We start from the raw sequence: 20,881 nt of genomic DNA on the forward strand, positions 1-20,881 counted from the left end.
GGGCTGCTCGGATCAGTTGCCGCCGTTGGGCGAGCCGTGGCAGCGCTTGTACTTACGGCCGGAACCACACGGGCAGGGCGCGTTGCGGGACGGGCCCTCGCCACCGTCGACCTGACCGGGCGCCGCCCGCCGGGCGGTGCCCGCGGCTGCCGCCGCCTGACCGCTCGCCCCACCGGCACCGGCGCGCGTGCGGCGCGGCGTCGAGCCCGCGGGACGCTCCGCAGCCGGCTGGCCGATGCCGAGGGCCGGCGCCTGCTGCTCGACCCGCTCGACCACCGGGGTCCCCCGACCGGCCTCGCCGTCCACGGCGGGCGCGGAATATTGCAGGCCCTGCCGCTGCGGCGTGCGGTTGAGCCCCTTGGCCCGGATCTCGACCGGCTTCTCCAGCAGCTGCACCTCCTCCGCCTCCGGCTCGGCGGCCTCCTCGACCTGCACGTCGAGGTTGTAGAGGAAGCCGACCGTCTCCTCCTTGATGCCGTCCATCATGGTGGCGAACATGTCGAAGCCCTCGCGCTGGTACTCGATGACCGGGTCGCGCTGGGCGTAGGCCCGCAGGCTGATGCCCTCCTGCAGGTAGTCCATCTCGTAGAGGTGCTCGCGCCACTTGCGGTCGATCACCTGGAGCAGGACCATCCGCTCGAGCTGGCGGACCGCCTCCTCGCCGAGCTGCTCCTCACGCCGGTCGTACGCGGCGTGCGCGTCCTCCTTGAGGCGGGCGAGCAGGAAGTCCTGGTCGATACCGGCGCGGGCGCCGACCTCCTCCTCCACCTCCTCGACGGTCATGCCGACCGGGTAGAGCTGCTTCAGGCTGGACCAGAGCTGGTCGAGGTCCCAGTCCTCGGCGTACCCGTCGCTCGTCGCGCCGACCACGTACGCGGTCACCACGTCGTCGATCATGTTGCGGACCTGGTCCGACAGGTCTTCGCCGTTGAGCACCCGGAGACGCTCGGCGTAGATCACCTGGCGCTGCTTGTTCAGCACCTCGTCGTACTTCAGGACGTTCTTGCGGATCTCGGCGTTCTGGCCCTCGATCTGGGCCTGGGCGCTCTTGATCTGGCGGGTGACCATCTTCGACTCGATGGGCACGTCCTCGGGGATGTTGAACCGCTCCATCACGGCCTCGACCGCCCCGGCCCGGAAGCGCTTCATCAGTTCGTCCTGCAACGACAGGTAGAAGCGGGACTCGCCCGGGTCGCCCTGACGGCCGGCTCGACCGCGCAGCTGGTTGTCGATGCGGCGGGACTCGTGCCGCTCGGTGCCGAGCACGTAGAGCCCACCGGCGGCGGCCACCTCTTCCGCCTCCGCGTCGCACGCCTGCTTCCAGGTCGGCAGGATCTCCTCAAGCGCCTTGGCGTACTCCTCCGGCTGCTCGACCGGGTCGAGACCGCGCTGGTGGAGCTCGTTGGCGGCGAGGAACTCGGGGTTGCCGCCGAGCAGGATGTCGGTGCCACGCCCGGCCATGTTGGTGGCGACCGTGACCGCCCCCCTGCGCCCGGCCTGGGCGACGATCTCCGCTTCCTTGGCGTGGAACTTCGCGTTCAGCACCGAGTGCGGGATGCCGCGGCGGCGCAGCATGTGCGACAGGATCTCGGAGTTCTCCACCGAGACCGTGCCGACCAGCACCGGCTGGCCCTGCTGGTGACGCTCGGCGATGTCCTCGACGACCGCGTTGAACTTGGCCTTCTCGGTCTTGTAGATGACGTCGGGCCGGTCGAGGCGAACCATGGGTCGGTGCGTCGGGATGGTCACGACGCCGACCTTGTAGACCTTGTTGAACTCGCCCGCCTCGGTCTGCGCGGTGCCGGTCATGCCGGAGAGCTTGTCGTAGAGGCGGAAGTAGTTCTGCAGGGTGATGGTGGCAAGCGTCTGGTTCTCCTGCTTGATGTCCACCCCCTCCTTGGCCTCGATCGCCTGGTGCATGCCCTCGTTGTAGCGGCGGCCGTGCAGGATACGACCGGTGAACTCGTCGACGATCAGGACCTCACCGTCGTTGACGATGTAGTCCTTGTCGCGCTTGTAGAGCTCCTTGGCCTTGATCGCGTTGTTCAGGTAGCCGACGAGCGGGGTGTTCACCGACTCGTAGAGGTTGTCGATGCCGAGGCGGTCCTCCACCTTGGCCACGCCGCGCTCGGTGATGGCGATGGTCCGCTTGGCGTAGTCGACCTCGTAGTCGCCCTCGCCGTCGGTGCCGGGCTGGAGCCGGGCCACCACGGTGGCGAACTCCTGGTACCACCGGGCGGAGTGCTCGGCCGGCCCGGAGATGATCAGCGGGGTCCGGGCCTCGTCGATGAGGATCGAGTCGACCTCGTCGACCACCGCGAAGAAGTGGCCGCGCTGGACCAGCTCCTCCTTCGACCAGGCCATGTTGTCGCGCAGGTAGTCGAAGCCGAACTCGTTGTTCGTGCCGTAGGTGATGTCGCACTCGTAGGCCGCGCGGTGCTCGCTCGCCGGCCGGTTGGGCAGCACCACGCCGACGCGCAGACCGAGGAACTCGTGCACCCGGCCCATCCAGGCGGCGTCGCGCTCGGCCAGGTAGTCGTTCACGGTGATCACGTGCACGCCCTCGCCGGCGAGCGCGTTCAGGTAGACCGGCATGACCGAGGTCAGCGTCTTGCCCTCACCGGTCTTCATCTCGGCGATGTTGCCGAAGTGCAGCGCCGCGCCGCCCATCACCTGGACGTCGTACGGACGCTGGCCGAGCACCCGGGAGGCTGCCTCCCGGCACACCGCGAACGCCTCGGGCAACAGGTCGTCCAGGGTCTCGCCGTCGGCGAGGCGCTCCCTGAACTGGTCGGTCATGCCGCTCAGCTCATCGTCGGTGAGGTTGACGTAGTCGTCCTCGATCGAGTTGACGGCGGCCGCGATGGCCTTCAGCCGACGCACCATGCGGCCCTCGCCGGCGCGAAGGACCTTTTCCAGAATCGACACGGATCAACGCTCCCCTAGACGGTCTCGAACCATCGTAGGCGCTCCGACGCGACGATGGTCACTGGTGGCGGCGGTCCGGGCTCCCGAACCCGACATAACGCCACGGTGGTGTGCCACGGCCACCGAAATCCGGTTACGCCATCGGCGAACGATCCGGCACGATGGCTCCGATGGAGCCTGTGGAGATCATCGAGGACGGACTGTTGCTACGGCCGTGGCGGTCGGCGGACGCCGACGCGGTGCACCGCGCCTGCCAGGACCCGGACATCCAGCGCTGGAGCGCCGTACCTCGCCCGTACCTGCCCGAACACGCGGCCGAGTTCGTGACCACGGGCAGCGCCACCGGCTGGGCGCAGGGCACCGGGGCGCAGTTCGCGGTCTGCGACGACGGCACCGGCGAGCTGCTCGCCTCGATCGACCTGATCTCCATCGACAGGGTGCTGGACTCGGCCGAGGTGGGTTACTGGACCGCGCCGTGGGCCCGCGGCCGGGGCGTCGCCGTACGCGCCATCCGCGCGCTGGCCCGCTGGGCGTTCGACGCGCTGAAGCTACGCCGGCTGATCTGGCAGGCCGAGATCGGCAACCACGCCTCCCGGCTGGTCGCGCTGCGGGCCGGCTTCCAGATCTCCGGCGAGCTGCGGCTGGCCCACCCCGCCGAGGGCGGCCGGCCGGAAGGGTGGATCGGCTCCCTGTTCCCGGCCGACCTGGCCGCCCCCGGCGCCCCCTTCCCGTACGGGCCGGACACGCTCCAGGCCCGCCGTGCGGCGGTGTTCGGCCGACCGCAGCCGGTGCTGTTCGCCACCGTCGGGGACACCGAACTGCGGCTGCGTGCCCTGGAGGAACGCGACCTGCCCGAGCTGACCCGCACCTGCCAGGACGAGGAGACCGTCCGCTGGACCACGGTGCCGCACCCGTACCGGCCGGAACACGCCGAGGGCTACCTGCGGGACCTGGTGCGCCCGGCATGGGCGCGGGGCACCGCCGCGACGTTCGCGGTGGCCGACCCGGACGACCGCTACGTCGCCTCGATCGACCTGCGCATCCACACCAAAGACCCGCTGGTCGGCGACGTCGGCTACATGACCGCGCCGCACGCCCGGGGCCGGGGCTATCTGCCGGCCGCGCTCGCCGCGCTCTGCACCTGGGGTTTCACCACGCTCCGCCTGGCCCGCATCGAGTGGGGGTGCAACGTCGGCAACACCGCCTCCCGGCGGGCCGCCGAGAAGGCCGGCTTCACCGTCGAGGGCACCCTGCGCGGCGGCGTCCAGCACCGCGGCGAGCGGCAGGACGTGTGGATCGGCGGCCTCCTGCCGCAGGACCTGGTGTGACCCCGGAGACGATCGAGGGGTACGGGGTACGGCTGCGGCCGTGCCACCCGGCGGACGTGCCCGAGATGGTGGCCGGGTGCGCCGACCCGCAGTCCCGGCGGTTCATGCCCCTCCTGCCCGACCCGTACGACGCCGACGCCGCCCGGTGGTGGATCGCCGAGGGGGCCCCGGCCGCGTGGGCGGCGGGCGGGTCGGCGTACACGATCGCCGACCCGGCCACCGACCGGCTGCTCGGCAGCATCGGACTGACCCGGGTCAGCGCGGAGCGGGCGACCTACGAGATCGGCTACTGGGTGGGGCCGTCGGCGCGTGGCCGGGGCGTGGCGACCGCCGCCACCCGGCTGCTGACCGAGCAGGCGTTCACCGCCGGGGCGGGCCGGCTGGAACTGCTCACCCATCCGGAGAACGTGCCGAGCCAGCGGATCGCACTGGCCTGCGGCTACCGGCACGAGGGGGTACGCCGGGCGGCGGGCGCGCCGCGCGAGGGCGTACGCCCGGACCTGGTCGCCTGGGTGCGGCTGGCCGGCGACCCGCCGGGGCCGACCGCCCGCCTGCTGCCGGACCTGCCCGGCGGGCGGCTCACCGACGGTGTGGTGGCGCTGCGCCGGGTGGAGCCGGCGGACGTCGACGCCCTGCACCGCCTGCACACGCTGCGGGAGGTGGTGGCGAACCGGGTGCCGCCGGTGCCGCCGGAACGGGCGGCGGTCGCCCGCCGTTGCCGGCTCGCTGCGACCCGCTGGCTGGCCGGCGAGGCGGCCGACCTGGCGATCCTCGACGCGACCACAGGCGTCGTGGTCGGCGGTTGCGCGCTGTTCCACGACGAGCCGGCGACCGGGCAGGCGATGGTCGGCTACAGCCTGCTGCCCGAGGCGCGGGGGCGCGGGCTGGCGACCCGGACCGTCCGCCTGGTCGCCGGATGGGCGTTCGGAATCGGGGTGCTCCGGCTCTGGGCCGGCACCCGGCCGGACAATCCGGCCTCGCAGCACGTGTTGGAGCGGGCCGGGTTCCGGCGCGAAGGGCTGCTGCGCGGCCGGCTGCCCGGCCCGGACGGCAGCCGCGTCGACTCGGTGGTCTTCGGCCGGTTGGCCACGGACGAGAACTGAGGCGGGCCCCCGCGAGCGGGCGGGGGCCCGCGTCGTCCGGTCCGGGGTCAGGTGTCGAGTGCGATGATCCCGTAGTCGTAGGCGTGCCGGCGGTAGACCACGCTCGGGCGGCCGGACTCCTTGTCCTGGAACAGGTAGAAGTCGTGCCCGACCAGTTCCATCTGGAACAACGCGTCGTCGACGGTCATCGGCTCGGCCGGGTGGACCTTCGCCCGGGCGATGTGCCACGGCTGGTCGTCCGGTTCCGGGTAGGCGGCCTCGTCGGGGCGCTCGGCGACCGCGGTGGCGCTGCGCCGGCCGTCCAGGGCCGCCAGGCCGGGCCCGTCGAGGTCGGCGACCGGCAGGCCGGCGGTGGCGGCGGCCACCGAGATCGGCGCGTGGCGTCCGCGATGCACGCGGCGGCGGTCGGCCGCCCGGCGGAAGCGGGTGTCCAGCTTGGCGATGGCGGCGTCGAGCGCGCTGTAGAAGTCGCTGGTGCAGGCTTCGGCCCGGATCACCGGGCCACGCGTCACGCAGGTGATCTCCACCCGCTGGCAGTGGTCGGCCTGGCGCGGATTGCGCTCGTGGAACAGTTCGACGTCCACCCGAATGAGCTTGTGGTCGTACCGTTCGATCTTTGCGAGTTTCTCGGCTACATGTACCCGGTAATGATCGGGCACTTCGACGTTTCGGCCCTTGACCACGATGTCCACGTGACCTCCTTTGTTCGGCGGTCGTTCAGTCCGGATCATCCGGTCGACGCAGCCGGGGAGCCCCGCTCGGCGTCGACCGGTGGTGTTCGGCTACGCCTCCTTCCAGTGCCGGGGGAAGGTTGGCATCTCACTACCCCCGACACCGAAACGCTAACTCCTGTCGGGGCGGCCGTCACCCCCGGTCGCCGAGAGGGGTCGTGGAATTTAACACCTCATACACCATGGGGTGAAAGGGAAACACGAAGCGTCACCGCCGACGCCGTTTTTGCGTTGCCGCGAGCACTGCCGCGGCCTTTGGCGTCATTCCCACGCCGCGCAATATCCGGCTCACCGCGGCCAGCGTGGCCCCGGTGGTGACGATGTCGTCGAGCAGCACCACGGCCCCCACCGGCGCCCGGGCGCCGGTCACCAGGCGACGCAACCGGAACGTCGCCTCGGCCGCCGCGGCCCGCCCGGCGCTGTCCAACCCCACCGAGTCCAGCCGCGGCAACGCCCGCAGCGGACGCAGCACCCGTACCGGCCAGCCGGCCGCGCGCAGCCGCGTCGCCGCCGGGCGGACCAGCCGGTCCAGGTGGTCGCCGTACCGGGAACGAGCGGCACGGGCGGTGTCCGGCACCGCCACCAGGGTCACCGGGCCGGGCGACCCCACGGCCGCGGCGACCACCTCGGCCAGCAGCGCGCCCAACGGGCGGGCCAACCCGTGCCGGCCCCCGTCCTTGTACGCCAACAGTCCCCCGCGCAGGGCCCCGCCGTACGGGCCCAGCGCGACGCAGGGAGGCAGGCCGGGCGGCGACGGATCGGGGCGGGTCGGTGCGGGTCGCAGCGCCTCCAGTTCGCCCACGCAGACCGCGCAGAAACCCTGCCGCAGGCCCGCCGACGCGGAACCGCAACCGGCGCACCCGACCGGCAGCACCAGATCGGTCAGGTCCGACCAGAGCCCACCCGGATCCCGCACCGGGTGCTCAGTAGAGGAAGAACGGGGCGGTCGGACTGGTCGCCCGGCTACCAGCCGGCACGTCCAGCACCTGCGCCGGCTTGACGAAGGTGAAGGGGTTGTTCCGCCACGCCTCGTTGTTCGTCTCGAACATGAAGGAGAACGGCTCCAACCCTCGGTCACGACCACCCGGATATCCCGCCACCCGGGGGACCGGGGCACCGATCTCCGCCGCCAGCGGGTCCTCCCACGCGCCGTCGACGGCCACCTGGTAGATCGCCGACCGCCGGTCCGCCTCGTTGCCGGCGAGCACCAACTGGTTCTCCGCCACCCAGTCCACCGCCGTCACGCCGGTCAGCAGGGTGGCCAGTGGACGGGGCGGCCCGAGGTTGGGCACACCCCCCTCGACGCTCACCGCGGCGACATAGGCCGCACCACCGCTGATGAAGGCGATCCGATGGCCGTCGAGAGAAGCCGCGACCGTCACCACGGGCCCCGGCACGGACAGCGGGATCTCGCTCATCCGGCCCGAGCCGTCGAACCGGTAGAGCCGATCGTCCGCGGCCACCAACCCGCTCGGGCGGGTCTTGTCGAGCGAACGCAGCCAGGTGGGGCGGCTCATCTCGCTGAACGCCCGGTCGCTGAGGTTGAGCACCGCCACCGGTTCCGGGCCGAAGCCGACCTTGAGCCGTTGCCGCCGGTCCGGCCCCGGCCCGGTCACCACCAACGCCGCCAACACCTGGTCGTCGGCCTGGGCGAACGACGCAAAGACCACGTTGCGGTTCTCCGGGGCCGGCAGCGGCACGGTGCCGCGCGGTTCGTTGCCGAGGGCCAGCGGGCGCACCGCCCCGTCGTAGACGGCGAACCGCACCGGGTTCACGCCACGGGGGTAGGCGGTGTTCGACTCCCGCTCCCGCTGGAGGTCGACGGTCAACCGCTTCTGGTTCTGGATCTTCAGGTCGAGCTGACCGGTCAGGTCCGACAGGGACCAGGCCAACTGGGTGCCGAGCCGGGTCAGCCGCTGCTCGTTGGCCCCCGGCATGTTCAGGTTGACCTCCCAGCGGCCGTCCGCGCCGGTCGCGTTGTTGATCAGCTGGGTCCCGTCGGGCAGCCCGGTCACCCCGGAGGCCAGCCAGTCGGACGGGCGGTCCGCCAGCCACTTCACCACCTCGGTGATCCGACGCTCCGTCGGCGCCGAGGCGGGCAGGTAACGCTGGTCCGGCACCAGCCGGGTCAGCTCGGCGTTCCAGAAGTAGACGGTGCGGGGGCGGTAGTACTCGCGCAGCGCCGAGTCGCTGGCCAGCAGCACGTTCGGCAGTTCGGTGATCAGCAGCCCGGTGCTGGCCGGCTCGGCCCGACGCATCTCGAAGACGTACTGCGTCTGGCCGGACACCGGCTGGCCGAGCGTGCCGTCGGCCCGCAGCACGCCGATCTGCTGCACCTTGAGCGTCACGGTGCTGGTGCCCTGGTTGTTGGGCGGGGTGCTCTCCGGCTTCTCCCGGAGCCGGACCACGGTCAGGTCCACCTCGCTGGTCTGCGGTTTGCCCGGGAGCAGGTCGCGGGCCTCCTCGGCGAGGAACTTCCGGGCCCGGGCGTACGCCTGGTCGCGTTCCCCGGCAGCGGCGGCCCGCAGGTAGTTCTCGATGAACGCCACCGGCTCGCTGCTGTCCGTCGGCGCGGGCGGCGACGCCGGAGTGCCGTTGAGCGCGTCGGCCTCGCCGACCCGCACCGAGCCGTCGACCTGCACGTCGGTCTCCCCCGGAATGCCGCACCCGGCCAGCCCTGCGGGAAGCAGGGCGGCGGCCAGCAGCAGGGCCAGCGCACGCCGGCTCACGGCCGCGCCTCCGCCCGGTCACCGCCGTCTGCGGGGCCGGCAGCCAGCGCTTCCGCGTCACCGTGGCCGACGGGGAGCAGGCCGCCGACCCGCGGGCCCCCGAACGGCACGAGGGCGTCGGCCGGCACCAACCGCAGCGGAGAGGTGGTGAGCCGGTCCCCGGACCGCGCCGGCAGGGTGAGCCGGAACTGGGCGCCCTGCCCCGGCGCGCCCCACGCCTCCAACCAACCGCCGTGCAGGCGGGCGTCCTCCAGGCTGATCGACAGCCCCAGACCGGTGCCGCCGGTCTGCCGGGCGCGGGACGGGTCGGCCCGCCAGAAACGGTTGAACACCAGCTTCTCCTCGCCCGGCTTGAGGCCGATGCCATGGTCGCGCACCGTGAGCGCCACCGCGCTCTGGTCCTGTCCCAACGTGATCCGTACCGGCTTGGCCTCGCCGTGCTCGACCGCGTTGCCGACCAGGTTGCGCAGGACCCGTTCGACCCGGCGCGGGTCGACCTCGGCGATCACCGGAGTGTCCGGCAGGTCCAACTCGATGGTCACGCCGGCCCGCCCGGCCAGCCCGGCCAGCCGCTCGGTCACCCGATGCACCACCGGGACCAGATCGGTCGGCTCGCTGTCCAGCACCGCGAACCCGGCGTCGAACCGGCTGATCTCCAGCAGGTCGGTGAGCAGTTCCTCGAACCGGTCCAGCTCGGCCTGGAGCAGCTCGGCGCTGCGGGCCACCGCCGGGTCGAACTCGTCCCGCTCCGCGAAGATCAGGTCGGCCGCCATCCGTACCGTGGTCAGCGGGGTCCGCAGCTCGTGCGACACGTCGGAGGTGAACCGGCGTTGCAGCCGGGACATCTCCTCCAGCCGGAGGATCTGCCGTTGCAGGTTCGTGGCCATCTGGTTGAACGAGGCGGCCAGCAACGCGAGGTCGTCCTCGCCGGAGACCACCATCCGCTGGTCGAGCAGGCCGGCGGAGAGCCGCTGGGCGGTGCGCGCCGCCACCCGCACCGGCGTCACCACCAGCCGGGTGACGAGCGCGGCCAGCAGGCCGAGCAGGAGCACCAGCGCCACACCGGTGGCGACCACCGTGGCCCGGGCGTCGGCCGCCGTGGCGTCCTGCCGGGTCAGCGGTACGAGGTAGTAGAGCTCGACCTGCCCGAACTTCGTCGGCACTGGGGAGCCGTAGACGAGGTATTTCGTGCGTTCGCCGCCCAGTGCGCCGGCGCGGATCTGGTGGGCCACCTTGCCCGACGCCACCGCCTTGCGCAGCTCGTCGCTGATCACCGCGCCCACCGGCACGTCGGGGGAACTGCGCGGCTCGATGAACTCGGCGAAGTTGTCGGCGGTGATCGCCACCACCACGCCGCTGGTCTGCGCCGGGTCACCGCCGGCCAGATAGTTGACCGTGCCGTCGATGGTGTCCTGGAGCTGCGCCTCCTGCGGCTGCCGGTAGAGGTTGAACTGCTTCGCGGCGTACTCGCTGCCGTTGCTCAACCGCAGCCGCACGTCGGTCTCGGCGTTCTCCAGCAGGATGCCGGTGATCTTGTCGGCGATCAGGTAGGCGAAGCCGCCCACCAACAGGCTCGACGTCACAAGTGTGATGGTGACCACGCGAACCTGGAGCGAGCGCCGCCAGGACCGGTGTACCGCTGCGGCGGCCCGGGACAGCCAGCCACCGAGGGCGAGCCACAGTGCCCGCACGGCGGACAGCCGGCGGGGCACAGGGGGCGGCGAGTCGGGCAGCGGGGCGGTCACCACAATGCTGACCAGGCTATCCGGTGCCCGCCTTATAACCCACGCCTCGCACGGTGAGGATAATTTCGGGTCGCTCCGGATCCGGCTCGATCTTGGCGCGCAGCCGCTGCACGTGCACGTTGACCAGGCGGGTGTCGGCGGCATGCCGATAGCCCCAGACCTGCTCCAGCAGCACCTCCCGGGTGAAGACCTGACGCGGCTTGCGGGCGAGCGCGACAAGCAGGTCGAACTCCAGCGGCGTCAGCTTCACCTCCTCGCCGTTACGGCTGACCGTGTGCGCCGGCACGTCGATGCTGATCTGGTTGCTCGGCGGCCCGATGGTGAGCATCTCCGGGGCCACGTCCTCGCCCCGGCGCAGCCGGGCCCGCATCCGGGCCACCAGTTCCTTGGGCTTGAACGGCTTGACCACGTAGTCGTCGGCGCCGGACTCCAGGCCCAGCACCACGTCCACGGTGTCGCTCTTGGCGGTCAGCATCACGATGGGCACACCGGACTCGGCCCGGATGGCGCGGGCAACGTCGATACCGCTCATGCCGGGCAGCATCAGATCGAGCAGGACGATGTCGGGCCGGCTGTCGCGGAAGGCGGCCAACGCCCGCTCCCCGTCCGCGACGAAGGACGGCACGAAGCCCTCGCTGCGCAGCACGATGCCGAGCATCTCGGCGAGGGCGGGGTCGTCGTCGACCACCAGTACCCGGGCTCTCATGGGGTTTATCGTTCCATCCCCGTTCCTCGGAAGGTTCGCATCTCACGGCACGGTAGCGCCGAGTGCGTCGGCACACCACCGCAGGCGGCGTGATATCCCGGCGCGGCGCATCGCGCCGGGGCAGGTCCACCGGATGCGGACCCGCCGTGCAACCATGATCCCCCGGGTGCGCCACCGCCCGCCACCTCCGCCCTCCCGCCCAGGAGTACGCGTGTCCGACACCGGTCCGACCACGGTGCTGCCGCGCCGTGCGCTGACCGTCGGTGAGCTCCTCGACGCGGCGGTGCTGCTGATGCGCGACCAGGCCCGGGTGCTCGTCCCGCTCGCCGCCGCGCTCGCCCTGGCCGAACAGGCCGTGCTCCACCCGCTGCGGATGCTCGCCGGCACCGGGCCGCCCGTCTGGTCACCGATCGAGAGCGACCTGTCGCTGGGCTGGTACTGGCTGCTGCTGGCGGTCGGCGCCGGCACCGAGGCGGCGATCATCGCGCTGCTGGGTGCCCCCGCCGCCCGGGGCGCCGGCGCCGCCCTGCTGGGACGCCGCCTCGCCCCGGTCGAGCTGCGGCGGGGAACCCGACCCGGCGCGACCCTGCTGGCCGCAGCCGTGATCGGCCTCGTCGTCGCCCTGGCCGCGTTGACCGGACCGGGCTGGTTCCTCGCGTACGCGCTGCTCGGGATGGTGGTGCCGGTCCTGGTGCTGGACGGGTTGCCCGCGTACCGGGCGCCGTGGCGGGCGGTACGGCTGGCCGGCCGGGTCGGCACCCGCGCCGCGGCCATCCGGCTGCTCGGCTACCTCGGCTGGTGGGTGATCCGGCTCGGCATCGGGATCGGCGGCTACTACGGCCTCCAGGCGCTCGGTCTCTTCGACGTCTCGGCCTGGGCACTGCCGGTGGCGACCGCCACCTGGGCGGCGGTGAACGCGCTCGCGTACGCGGGGCTGGCCTGCCTGGACGCGGTGCTGCACCTGGAGGCCCGGGTCCGCACCGAGGGGCTGGACATCCGGCTGTCCCGCGCGCCGGACGGCGTACCGGAACCGGTGCTGCTGGCGGCGCTGCGGTGAGCCGGTGGTGGACGGAGGCGGTCGCCGCCCTCGGTGACGTCCTGCCCCTGCCGCTGGCCGCGTTGATCCTGCTGGCGACCGCGCTGGTGATCGCGCTGGCTTGGCGCTACTACCCCGCCTGGGTGCCCCGCCGGCTGCCCCGGCCGAGGCTGCCCCGGCTGCGGCTACGCCGTCCCCGGTTCCGCTGGCCCCGCCTGCGCCGGCCCCGCCGCCGGCGGCGGCGCACCCGCCACCCGACGGACCTGCCGCCGGTGCGCGTGCCCGCGCCCCGGGCTCCGGCCCCGGCCGGCGAGCCGGGACTGGCCGACCGGCTGGCGGCCGAGGGCCGGTACGCCGAAGCGGTGCGGGAACGGCTGCGCGAGATGGTCCGGCTCCTGGTGGCGCGGCGGGTGGTGGAGCCCCGGGCCGGGCTCACCGTCACCGAGTTGACCGAGGCGGCGGCCGGCGTGCGCCCCCAGATCCGGCCCACCCTGCACGCGGCCGGGGCGATCTTCTCCGAGCTGTGGTACGCCCAACGTCCCGCCACCGTCGGCCACGACCGCCGGATGGCCGACCTCGCCGCCGACCTGCGGCGGGACCTGACCGGGGAGGAGCGGCCGTGACCGCCGAGACAACGGCGGCCCCGGCGGCGGCGGGCCGCCGCGGGCACCGGTTGCTGATCCCGCTCGGCCTCGCCGCGCTCGTCATCGTGGCCACCCTGGTCCTGCACGCGATCGACCAGCCCGACCCGGACGAGCCCGGGTTCCTCTCCCCCGTCGCCACCACCGACGAAGGCGGCAGCCGGCTCGCCGAGGAGCTGCGCGCCCAAGCCGTGCCGGTGCGCCGGGAGACCGACTTCGACGCGGCGCTGCGGGCCGCCCGCTCCGGGCCGACCACGCTGTTCGTGCCCGCACCCGACCTGATCCACCCGGACCGGCTGCGCGGGTTGACCGCGCTGCCACCGGGCAGCCGGCTGGTGCTGGTCGAGCCGTCCCGGCGGGTCCTCGTCGAGCTGGACGCGCACGCCGAGCCGACCACCCGGCGCTGGGCCGCCCGGGCCGTGCCGCCGGACGCGGACGGTGCACCGTGCCGGCTGCCCGAGGCGGTCCGCGCCGGCACCGCCGCGGTCGACCGGCAGCGGTACGCCGGGCCGCCGGGCGCGGACCGCTGCTACGGCGACGCGCTGCTCCGGGTCGCCGGCCGCACCGAGCTGGTGCTGGTCGGCGCCAGTGACCCGTTCCGCAACGCCCGGATCGACGAGTGGGGCAACCAGGCGCTCGGCACCGGCCTGCTCGGCGGCGACCGTCCGCTGGTCTGGCTGGACCTGCCCGGCCCGGTGCCCGCCCCGACCCCACCGAGCTGGTCACGGGCGCCGTCCGTCGAAGAATCCGACGGGCACGGTCGGGCCGAACGGACTGAACGGACCGAACGAACCAAGCCCCCGGAATCGGCGCGGCGTTGGCAGAACCCGCTGTGGGGCGCGTTCCCGCCCTGGTTCTGGGCGATGCTGGTGCAGCTCGCCCTGGCCGGGTTGCTCGTGGTCCTCTGGCGGGCCCGCCGGCTCGGGCCACCGGTGTCGGAACCACTGCCGGTGGCCGTCCGCTCGGCCGAGACGGTGCGCGGCCGGGCCCGCCTGTACCGGCGGGCGCGGGCTCGGGACAGCGTCGCGGAGACGCTGCGCGCCGCCGCCCGGCACCGGCTGCTGACCCGGCTCAACCTGCCCCCGGACCTGCCGGAGGACGAGGTGGCGGCGCGGGTCGCCGGGTCGGCCGGGGCCGATCCGCAACGCGTCGCCGACCTGCTGTACGGCCCTGCCCCGAAGAAGGACCGCGAGCTGGTGGAGCTGGCCCGCGACCTGGACGCGCTGACCCGTACCCTGGCCCCGCATCCGACCGAAGGAGATCCCCGGTGACCGGACCCGTCACGACCACCGCCCCGTCCGGCGCCCGCGCCGCCCTGCACCGGCTGCGCGCCGAGGTGGCCAAGGCCGTCGTCGGGCAGGACGCCGTGATCACCGGCCTGGTGATCGCGTTGCTCTGCCGGGGGCACGTGCTGCTGGAGGGCGTACCCGGGGTGGCCAAGACGCTGCTGGTGCGGACCCTGGCCACCGCGCTCGACCTGGACTCCAAGCGGGTGCAGTTCACCCCGGACCTGATGCCCGGCGACGTCACCGGCTCGCTGATCTTCGACCAGCGCACCGCCGCGTTCACGTTCCGGGAGGGGCCGGTCTTCACCAACCTGCTGCTCGCCGACGAGATCAACCGCACCCCGCCCAAGACGCAGTCGGCGCTGCTGGAGGTGATGGAGGAACGGCAGGTCACGGTCGAGGGTGCCCGCCGTCCGCTGCCCGAGCCGTTCATCGTCGCGGCCACCCAGAACCCGGTCGAGTACGAGGGCACCTACCCGCTGCCCGAGGCGCAGCTCGACCGGTTCCTGCTCAAGCTGACCGTGCCGCTGCCGGAGCGCGAGGCGGAACTGGGCGTGCTCCGCGCGCACCACGCCGGTTTCGACCCGCGGGACCTGCGCGCGGCCGGCGTACGCCCGGTGGCCGACGCCGCGGACCTGGCCGCCGCGTCGGCCGAGGCGCGGGCGGTGTTCGTGGCCGAACCGGTGCTCGCCTACATGGTGGACCTCTGCCGGGCCACCCGGGCCGCCCCGGCGCTGGAACTGGGCGCCTCCCCCCGCGGCGCGACCGCCCTGCTCAACACCGCCAAGGCGTGGGCCTGGCTGGCCGGGCGGGACCACGTCACCCCGGACGACGTGAAGGCGGTGGCCCGTCCCACGCTGCGGCACCGGCTCCGGCCGCGCCCGGAGGTGGAGCTGGAAGGGCTGACCGCGGACGCGGTGCTGGACTCGGTGCTGGCCACCGTGCCGACCCCGCGATGACGTGGCGGGCGGGTCTGCTGCTCGGCGTGGGCGCGCTGACCCTGCCGGCGTGGCCGACGCCGTTCCTCGGCGTCGCCGCGCTGACCGTCGTGGTGCTGCTGCTGGTCGCCCTCGACCGGGCGCTGGCGGCCCCGCCGCACGCGTTGACCGCGACCCGCAGCGGCGACCGGACGGTCCGGCTCGGCGGCACCGCCACGGTCACCCTGCACCTGACCAACCCGACCGACCGGGTCCTGCGCGCCAACGTCCGTGACGCCTGGGTGCCGTCGGCCGGGGCGCGACCCGAACTGCCGCCGGGGCGACTGCTCACCGTCGCGCCGGGCGGCACCGTCGCGGTGCCGGTCCGGCTCACCCCGACCCGGCGCGGCGACCGGCCCGCGGTGGCGTTGACCGTACGCTCGCTCGGGCCGATGGGGCTGGGCGCCCGGCAACGGGCCGGGCGACCGGCCACGCCACCGTGGACACTGCGCGTGCTGCCCCGCTTCGACTCCCGCCGGCATCTGCCGGAGAAGCTGGCCCGGCTGCGGGTCATCGACGGGGTGCAGGTGACCCGGGGACGCGGGCAGGGCACCGAGTTCGACACGCTCCGCGAGTACGCCGTCGGCGACGACGTCCGCTCGATCGACTGGCGGGCCAGCGCCCGCCGCGCCGACGTGCTGGTGCGTACCTGGCGTCCGGAGCGGGACCGGCGTCTGGTCTGCGTGCTGGACACCGGCCGCACCTCGGCGGTCCGGCTCGGCGACGAGCCCCGCCTGGACACGGCCATCGACGCGGCGCTGCTGCTGACCGCGCTCGCCGCTCGGGCCGGCGACCGGGTGGACCTGCTCGCGGCGGACACCGAGATCCGGGCCCGGGTGACCGGCAGCGGTCGGCCCCGGTTGTTGACCCGGCTGGTCGACGCGGTGGCGCCGCTTCAGCCGACGCTTGCCGAGACCGACTTCGAGCTGATCGCCGCCGAGGTGCTGCGCCGGGAACGGCAGCGCAGCCTGGTGGTGCTGTTCACCGCGCTGGAGGCCGGCGCGATCGGCGAAGGGCTGCTGCCGGTGCTGCCCCGGCTCGCCGCCCGGCACCGGGTGGTGCTGGCGGCCAGCAGCGATCCGGCGTTGACCGGGCTCGCCACGGCCACGCCGACCGGCCCGGACGACCCGTACACCGCTGCCGCGGCCTGGCGCGCGCTCGCCGAACGGGACCGGGTGCGCGCCGCACTGTCCCGGCACGGCGTGACCGTGGTGGACGTGCCCGCGGACCGGCTCGCCCCGGCCGTCGCCGACACCTATCTGCGGCTCAAGTCGCTCGGGCAGCTCTGACCGCCCGCCGGCCGAGGATCAGCGCGTACGCCAGGAAGGCCAGCCAGGCCGCCGCGCCGGCCGCCACCCGCAGGACCACCGGCAGCGGCGCCGGGGTGACGAACGCCTCGATCAGCGCGGAGATCGCGAAGAGGCCGACCAGGCCGACCGCGGCCACGGCGGCGAGGCGTCCCGCCTCGGCCAGCGCCCGCCCGCGCCCCAGGTGTGCCGGCGGGGAGATCCACGCCCAGGCGGTACGCAGTCCGACCCCGGCGGCCACGTAGATGCCGGTCAGCTCCAGCAGGCCGTGCGGCGTGATCATGCCGAAGAAGACGTCGGCCCGGCCGTAGGAGACCATCACCCCGCCGACCACGCCGATGTTCAGCGCGTTCTGCCACAGCAGCCAGAGCACCGGCACCACAAGCACACCCGCGGCCAGGCACTGGGCCGCCAGCCAGGCGTTGTGCGTCCACAGGCGGAAGGCGAAGGTCGGTGCGGAGAACTCGGTGTAGTAGCCGGCGAACCCGGAGTCGACGAGTTGCCGGGCGGCTTCGACGCCGATGAACGCGGCCGCGGTGTCCGGGTGACCGGCGACGTACCAGATGAGGAAGAAGGTGAACGCGCTGAACGCGGTCGCCACGCCGCACCACCACGGCCAGCACCGGTAGAGGGCGGCGGGCAGGTCGGTCAGCAGGAACCGGCCGGCCGCCGTCCAGGAGAGTCGGGGGCGGCCGGTGACCCGGGCGCGGGCGGCCAGCACCAGCTGCGACAGCCGCCCGACCAGCGCCGGTTCCGGTGCCCGGCTGCGCAGCGCGGACAGGTGCGTGGCGGTGCGCTGGTAGAGCGCGACCAGTTCGTCGACCTCGGCGGCGTCGAGGCGGCGTCGGCCGGTCAGGTGTGCCAGCCGCCGCCACTCGGCGTCGTGCTCGGCCACGTACGCGTCGAGATCCACTCACCCTCCCCCGTCGGGCGTCCATGGTGTTCACTGTCGTGGTGCGCGCGCAACCTACCCCACCGGCTCGGTGGGCCGACGCCGGTCTGGTCAGTGGCGAGGCGGTGGAGTTGGAGGTCCGGGCGGCCCGGCTGGGCTCCCGGGTGCTCGCCCTGCTGATCGACCTGGTGGCCCAGTTCGTCGTGGCGCTGGCGCTCATCTCGGTGCTGTCGATCGTGATGCGCTCCGGGCTGGGGGACGCCGCCGACAGGGCTCTGATCGGCGCGCTGACGACCGTGCTGGCGGTGCTGGTGCTGATCGGCTACCCGGTGGTGATGGAGCGCTTCGCCGGTGGCCGGACGTTGGGCAAGATGGTCGTGGGCCTGCAGGTGGTGCGGGCCGACGGCGGCCCGGTCGGTGTCGGCCAGTCGCTGACCCGGGCGCTCGTCGGCGTCGCGGTGGAGTGGCCCGGGCTGGTGCTGCCGCTGCTGAGCTGGACGGCGGGCGTGGCGGTGATGCTCACCGATCCGCGTGGTCGCCGGCTGGGCGACCTGGTTGCCGGCACGCTCGTGGTGCACACCCGCGCCGCCACGCGGGGGTGGCGGCCGCTGCCGCCGGCCCCGGACCTGCTGGCCTGGGCCGGCACGCTCGACCTGACCCGGCTGGACGACGGGCTGGCGCTGGCCGTCCGGCAGTACCTGGGCCGATTGCCGGGCCTCGCCGGGCCCGACCGGGCGCGGCTGGGCCGGGAACTGTGGGCGGAGGTCGCCGCGGTCACCTCTCCGCCCCCGCCGTGGGCGGCGCCGGACTGGGCGTACCTGGCGGCGGTGCTGGCCGAGCGGGGGCGGCGGGCGGCGCACCGGCTGGGCCGCACCCGGGGGGTCACCGGCACGCTCTGGCCGGAGCTGGTCCCGGCGCCGGTCGTCGGGCCGGCCGCCGGCCGGTTGCGGCCCGCCGCGCCGGATGAAACCCCCGATCCGGTACGCCGCTGAGCCGGCTCAGGAGAACAGGGCGCTGCCCCACCAGTCGGCCGCGTCCCGCACGCCGGGCGGGCAGGCGAACAGGGCACTGGAGACGTGCCGCAGGTATTCGTTCATCGCGTCGTTGCGGGCAAGCCGGGTCTGGACCGGCACGAACTGGCGGCGCGGGTCCCGCTGGTAGGCGATGAAGAACAGACCGGCGTCGAGCCGGCCCAGCCCGTCGGAGCCGTCCACGTAGTTGTAGCCGCGACGCAGCAGGCGGGCCCCGCTGTTCGCGTCCGGGTGGGCGAGCCGCACGTGGGCGTTCTCCGCGATGACCGGCTGACCGTCGTCGCCCTTCGCGGCGAAGTCCGGCTCGTCGAACTCGTCCCGCCGGCCCAGGGCGGCCCCGCTGCCCTTGCTCCGGCCGACGATCGTCTCCTGTTCGGCCAGCGGGCTGCGGTCCCACGTCTCGATGAGCATCCGGATCTTCCGGGTGACCAGGTAGGAGCCGCCGGTCATCCAGTCCGGCCCGTCGCCGGGCTGCGCCCAGAGCTGGTCGCGCAGCAGTGCGGCGTCCTCGGCCTTGAGGTTGGCGGTGCCGTCCTTGAAGCCGAACAGGTTGCGCGGCGTGGCCTGATCCCGCGACGTCGACGAGGTGCGCCCGAAGCCGAGCTGCGACCAGCGGACGCTGACCACGCCCATGCCGATCCGGGCGAGGTTGCGGATGGCGTGCACCGCCACCTGCGGATCGTTGGCGCACGCCTGGACGCAGAGGTCGCCGCCGGAGAGCTCCGGTTTGAGTGCGTCGCCGGCGAAGCGCGGCAGGTCGGCGAGGGCGGCCGGACGCCTGTCGGCGATGCCGAAGCGGTCCCGGCCCTGGGCGTCGCGGAACAGCGACGGCCCGAAGCCCACGGTGATGGTGAGCTGCGACGGGGGCAGTCCCAGCGCCTCGCCGGTGTCGTCCGGCGGGGCCTCCGGCATGCCGCCGACCGCACCGATCACCCCGGCGTCCCTACCGGCGGTCATCCGGGCCGCGGCGGCGGTCCACTCCTGGAGCATCGCCACCAGCCGAGCCCGGTCTTTCGTGACCACGTCGAACGCCACGAAGTGCAGCCGGTCCTGGGCCGGGGTGGTGATGCCGGCCTGGTGGGCGCCGAGGAACGGCACGGAACCGGCGGCGGATCCGGTCCCCGACGCCTCGTTGCCGGCGGCGCGCAGCGCGCCGGCGCCGGTCGCCACCCCGGCGACCCCGGCCACGCCGACGCCGGCCAGGGTCATCGCCCGGCGGCGGGAGATCACGCGCCCGGTCCGCTGGCTGTTCGGCTCGCTCGTCGCGTCACCGCCGGTCGGTGCGGTCATCGCGCGACGGCCGCCGCGACCTTGCTGACCGGCTCCGCGAGCGCGTTCACCGCGTCGGACAGCTCCTTCAGCTCTGCCTTTCCGAGCTGGGTGTGCAGCTTCCAACCGTCACCGGCGCGGTGCTTGCCGAGCGTGGCCTCCACGTTCGCGAACTCGCTGTCGAGCTGCTTGACAAGGTCGGGGGCGCGCTGCTCCAGGGCCGGGCGCAGCGCGGCGATCGCCGCCTTCGAGCCCTCCAGGTTGGCGTTGAAGTCCCACAGGTCGGTGTGCGAGTAGCGCTCCTCCTCGCCGGTGATCTTGCCGCTGGCGACCTCGTCGAGCAGCGCCTTGGCGCCGTTGGCGAGTTGGAGTGGGGTGAGCTTCTCGGCGTCCGCCTTGGCCACGATGGCCTTGACGTCGACCAGGAGCTGGTCGGCGATCGCGCCGTCCCTGCTGACGTCGCCGGTGGTCCAGAGGTCCTTCTCGATCCGGTGGAAGCCGGTGAACTCCATGCCCTCCTCGACCACCTCCTCGCGACCGTCGATCTTCGGGTCGAGGTCGCCGAAGCTCTCCGCGACCGGTTCGATCCGCTCCCAGTAGGTGCGGGCCACCGGGTAGAGCGCCTTGGCCTTCGCGACGTCGTTCGCCTTGACGGCGGCCACGAACTCCTCGGTCCTGGTCAGCAGCGCGGCGGTCTGGCTGCGCACGTAGCGCTGGTAGCTGTCGGTGGCCTGGGTCAGCGCGGCGTCGGGAGCGACGCTCGCGGCGGTGCCGCTGACCTTCAGCGCACCCCGGATGCCCCGGCCGCTCATCCCTGGCTTGCAGGCCGTCTCGTACGTGCCGGCGGACAGCTCGACCCGCAGCTCGCGGCTGAGCCCGGGGGCGATGTTCTCCACCTCGCCCATCACCCGGTCCCCCGCGGCGTAGACGTAGAACTCGTTGACCTTGGCACCGTTGTTGGTCACCTTGAACGTCACCTGACCGGCGTCGATCTCGGTGTCGCCGACCTCGCAGACGGTGTCGGTGGCCTTGACGGCGATGGGCCCGCCGCTCGGGGCGTCGGTGTCGTCACCGCCTCCGCAGCCGGTCAGTCCGGCGACGGCGAGCAGCCCGGCGACGGCGGGCGCGACGAGTCGGGTGGTACGCATCGTGCGGGGTCTCCTCGGGAACGG

Annotated in this window: 17 protein-coding genes; 8 read left to right on the top strand and 9 right to left on the bottom strand. The window is 73.7% G+C overall.

What is annotated here, in order from left to right; translation table 11 throughout:
* Positions 1-12: 12 nt before the first annotated feature.
* Positions 13-2,928 carry a preprotein translocase subunit SecA gene (gene secA / locus ACLQ2X_RS13125; protein ID WP_425681270.1) on the bottom strand — a complete coding sequence of 972 codons (2,916 nt, stop codon included), beginning with the start codon at positions 2,926-2,928 and terminating at the stop codon, positions 13-15.
* 170 nt (positions 2,929-3,098) lie between these two features.
* On the opposite strand from secA, the gene ACLQ2X_RS13130 reads away from it, so the two are divergent.
* On the top strand, positions 3,099-4,256 hold the full coding sequence (locus ACLQ2X_RS13130; protein WP_425681271.1) for a GNAT family N-acetyltransferase: 1,158 nt from the start codon (positions 3,099-3,101) through the stop codon (positions 4,254-4,256).
* Positions 4,253-5,359: a GNAT family N-acetyltransferase gene (locus tag ACLQ2X_RS13135; protein WP_425681272.1), complete on the top strand. Its 1,107-nt coding sequence runs from the start codon at positions 4,253-4,255 to the stop codon at positions 5,357-5,359. Before ACLQ2X_RS13130 ends, ACLQ2X_RS13135 begins: the two co-directional genes overlap by 4 nt.
* A 47-nt stretch (positions 5,360-5,406) precedes the next feature.
* Here ACLQ2X_RS13135 and hpf read toward each other — a convergent pair whose 3' ends face one another.
* From hpf to mtrA, 5 genes are all read right to left on the bottom strand, one after another.
* A complete protein-coding gene (gene hpf / locus ACLQ2X_RS13140; protein WP_425681273.1) occupies positions 5,407-6,051 on the bottom strand; it encodes a ribosome hibernation-promoting factor, HPF/YfiA family in 645 nt (214 codons plus the stop codon).
* 247 nt (positions 6,052-6,298) lie between these two features.
* Positions 6,299-7,006, bottom strand: a complete 708-nt coding sequence (locus ACLQ2X_RS13145) for a ComF family protein (protein WP_425681274.1) — start codon at positions 7,004-7,006, stop codon at positions 6,299-6,301.
* A gap of 7 nt (positions 7,007-7,013) precedes the next feature.
* Positions 7,014-8,819: an LpqB family beta-propeller domain-containing protein gene (locus ACLQ2X_RS13150; protein WP_425681275.1), complete on the bottom strand. Its 1,806-nt coding sequence runs from the start codon at positions 8,817-8,819 to the stop codon at positions 7,014-7,016.
* Positions 8,816-10,531 carry an MtrAB system histidine kinase MtrB gene (gene mtrB, locus ACLQ2X_RS13155; RefSeq protein ID WP_425681396.1) on the bottom strand — a complete coding sequence of 572 codons (1,716 nt, stop codon included), beginning with the start codon at positions 10,529-10,531 and terminating at the stop codon, positions 8,816-8,818. The genes ACLQ2X_RS13150 and mtrB overlap by 4 nt, the downstream gene beginning before the upstream one ends.
* Before the next feature lie 49 nt (positions 10,532-10,580).
* On the bottom strand, positions 10,581-11,270 hold the full coding sequence (gene mtrA / locus ACLQ2X_RS13160) for an MtrAB system response regulator MtrA (protein WP_425681276.1): 690 nt from the start codon (positions 11,268-11,270) through the stop codon (positions 10,581-10,583).
* 211 nt (positions 11,271-11,481) lie between these two features.
* Here mtrA and ACLQ2X_RS13165 point away from each other — a divergent pair, with 211 nt between their 5' ends.
* From ACLQ2X_RS13165 to ACLQ2X_RS13185, 5 genes are read left to right on the top strand one after another with little or no spacing between them, the layout of a single operon-like run.
* Positions 11,482-12,327 carry a hypothetical protein gene (locus ACLQ2X_RS13165; RefSeq protein WP_425681277.1) on the top strand — a complete coding sequence of 282 codons (846 nt, stop codon included), beginning with the start codon at positions 11,482-11,484 and terminating at the stop codon, positions 12,325-12,327.
* Entirely contained in the window at positions 12,324-12,929 is a 606-nt protein-coding gene (locus ACLQ2X_RS13170; protein ID WP_425681278.1) for a DUF4129 domain-containing protein, read from the top strand. The genes ACLQ2X_RS13165 and ACLQ2X_RS13170 overlap by 4 nt, the downstream gene beginning before the upstream one ends.
* A complete protein-coding gene (locus ACLQ2X_RS13175; protein WP_425681279.1) occupies positions 12,926-14,218 on the top strand; it encodes a DUF4350 domain-containing protein in 1,293 nt (430 codons plus the stop codon). The genes ACLQ2X_RS13170 and ACLQ2X_RS13175 overlap by 4 nt, the downstream gene beginning before the upstream one ends.
* Positions 14,215-15,192, top strand: a complete 978-nt coding sequence (locus ACLQ2X_RS13180; protein WP_425681280.1) for an AAA family ATPase — start codon at positions 14,215-14,217, stop codon at positions 15,190-15,192. The genes ACLQ2X_RS13175 and ACLQ2X_RS13180 overlap by 4 nt, the downstream gene beginning before the upstream one ends.
* Positions 15,189-16,499: a DUF58 domain-containing protein gene (locus ACLQ2X_RS13185; RefSeq protein WP_425681281.1), complete on the top strand. Its 1,311-nt coding sequence runs from the start codon at positions 15,189-15,191 to the stop codon at positions 16,497-16,499. Before ACLQ2X_RS13180 ends, ACLQ2X_RS13185 begins: the two co-directional genes overlap by 4 nt.
* On the opposite strand, the gene ACLQ2X_RS13190 is transcribed toward ACLQ2X_RS13185, so the two are convergent.
* Positions 16,477-17,430, bottom strand: a complete 954-nt coding sequence (locus tag ACLQ2X_RS13190) for a stage II sporulation protein M (protein ID WP_425681282.1) — start codon at positions 17,428-17,430, stop codon at positions 16,477-16,479. The two genes, ACLQ2X_RS13185 and ACLQ2X_RS13190, sit on opposite strands and share 23 nt — an antisense overlap.
* Positions 17,431-17,471: 41 nt before the next feature.
* On the opposite strand from ACLQ2X_RS13190, the gene ACLQ2X_RS13195 reads away from it, so the two are divergent.
* The gene (locus ACLQ2X_RS13195; RefSeq protein WP_425681283.1) at positions 17,472-18,401 is read left to right on the top strand and encodes an RDD family protein; all 930 of its coding nucleotides are present in this window, start codon (positions 17,472-17,474) and stop codon (positions 18,399-18,401) included.
* 6 nt (positions 18,402-18,407) lie between these two features.
* Here ACLQ2X_RS13195 and efeB read toward each other — a convergent pair whose 3' ends face one another.
* Both efeB and efeO read right to left on the bottom strand, forming a co-directional pair.
* On the bottom strand, positions 18,408-19,730 hold the full coding sequence (gene efeB, locus ACLQ2X_RS13200; protein WP_425681284.1) for an iron uptake transporter deferrochelatase/peroxidase subunit: 1,323 nt from the start codon (positions 19,728-19,730) through the stop codon (positions 18,408-18,410).
* The gene (gene efeO / locus ACLQ2X_RS13205) at positions 19,727-20,857 is read right to left on the bottom strand and encodes an iron uptake system protein EfeO (protein ID WP_425681285.1); all 1,131 of its coding nucleotides are present in this window, start codon (positions 20,855-20,857) and stop codon (positions 19,727-19,729) included. The genes efeB and efeO overlap by 4 nt, the downstream gene beginning before the upstream one ends.
* Between the last annotated feature and the right edge of the window lie 24 nt (positions 20,858-20,881).

Source organism: Micromonospora sp. DT31, assembly GCF_049841795.1.
Lineage (GTDB): Bacteria > Actinomycetota > Actinomycetes > Mycobacteriales > Micromonosporaceae > Micromonospora.

Coding starts and splice junctions, on each gene's coding strand:
- ACLQ2X_RS13185 (WP_425681281.1), top strand. CDS start 15,189: ATGACGTGGCGGGCGGGTCTGCTGCTCGGCGTGGGCGCGCTGACCCTG.
- ACLQ2X_RS13130 (WP_425681271.1), top strand. CDS start 3,099: ATGGAGCCTGTGGAGATCATCGAGGACGGACTGTTGCTACGGCCGTGG.
- efeO (WP_425681285.1), bottom strand. CDS start 20,857: ATGCGTACCACCCGACTCGTCGCGCCCGCCGTCGCCGGGCTGCTCGCC.
- efeB (WP_425681284.1), bottom strand. CDS start 19,730: ATGACCGCACCGACCGGCGGTGACGCGACGAGCGAGCCGAACAGCCAG.
- mtrA (WP_425681276.1), bottom strand. CDS start 11,270: ATGAGAGCCCGGGTACTGGTGGTCGACGACGACCCCGCCCTCGCCGAG.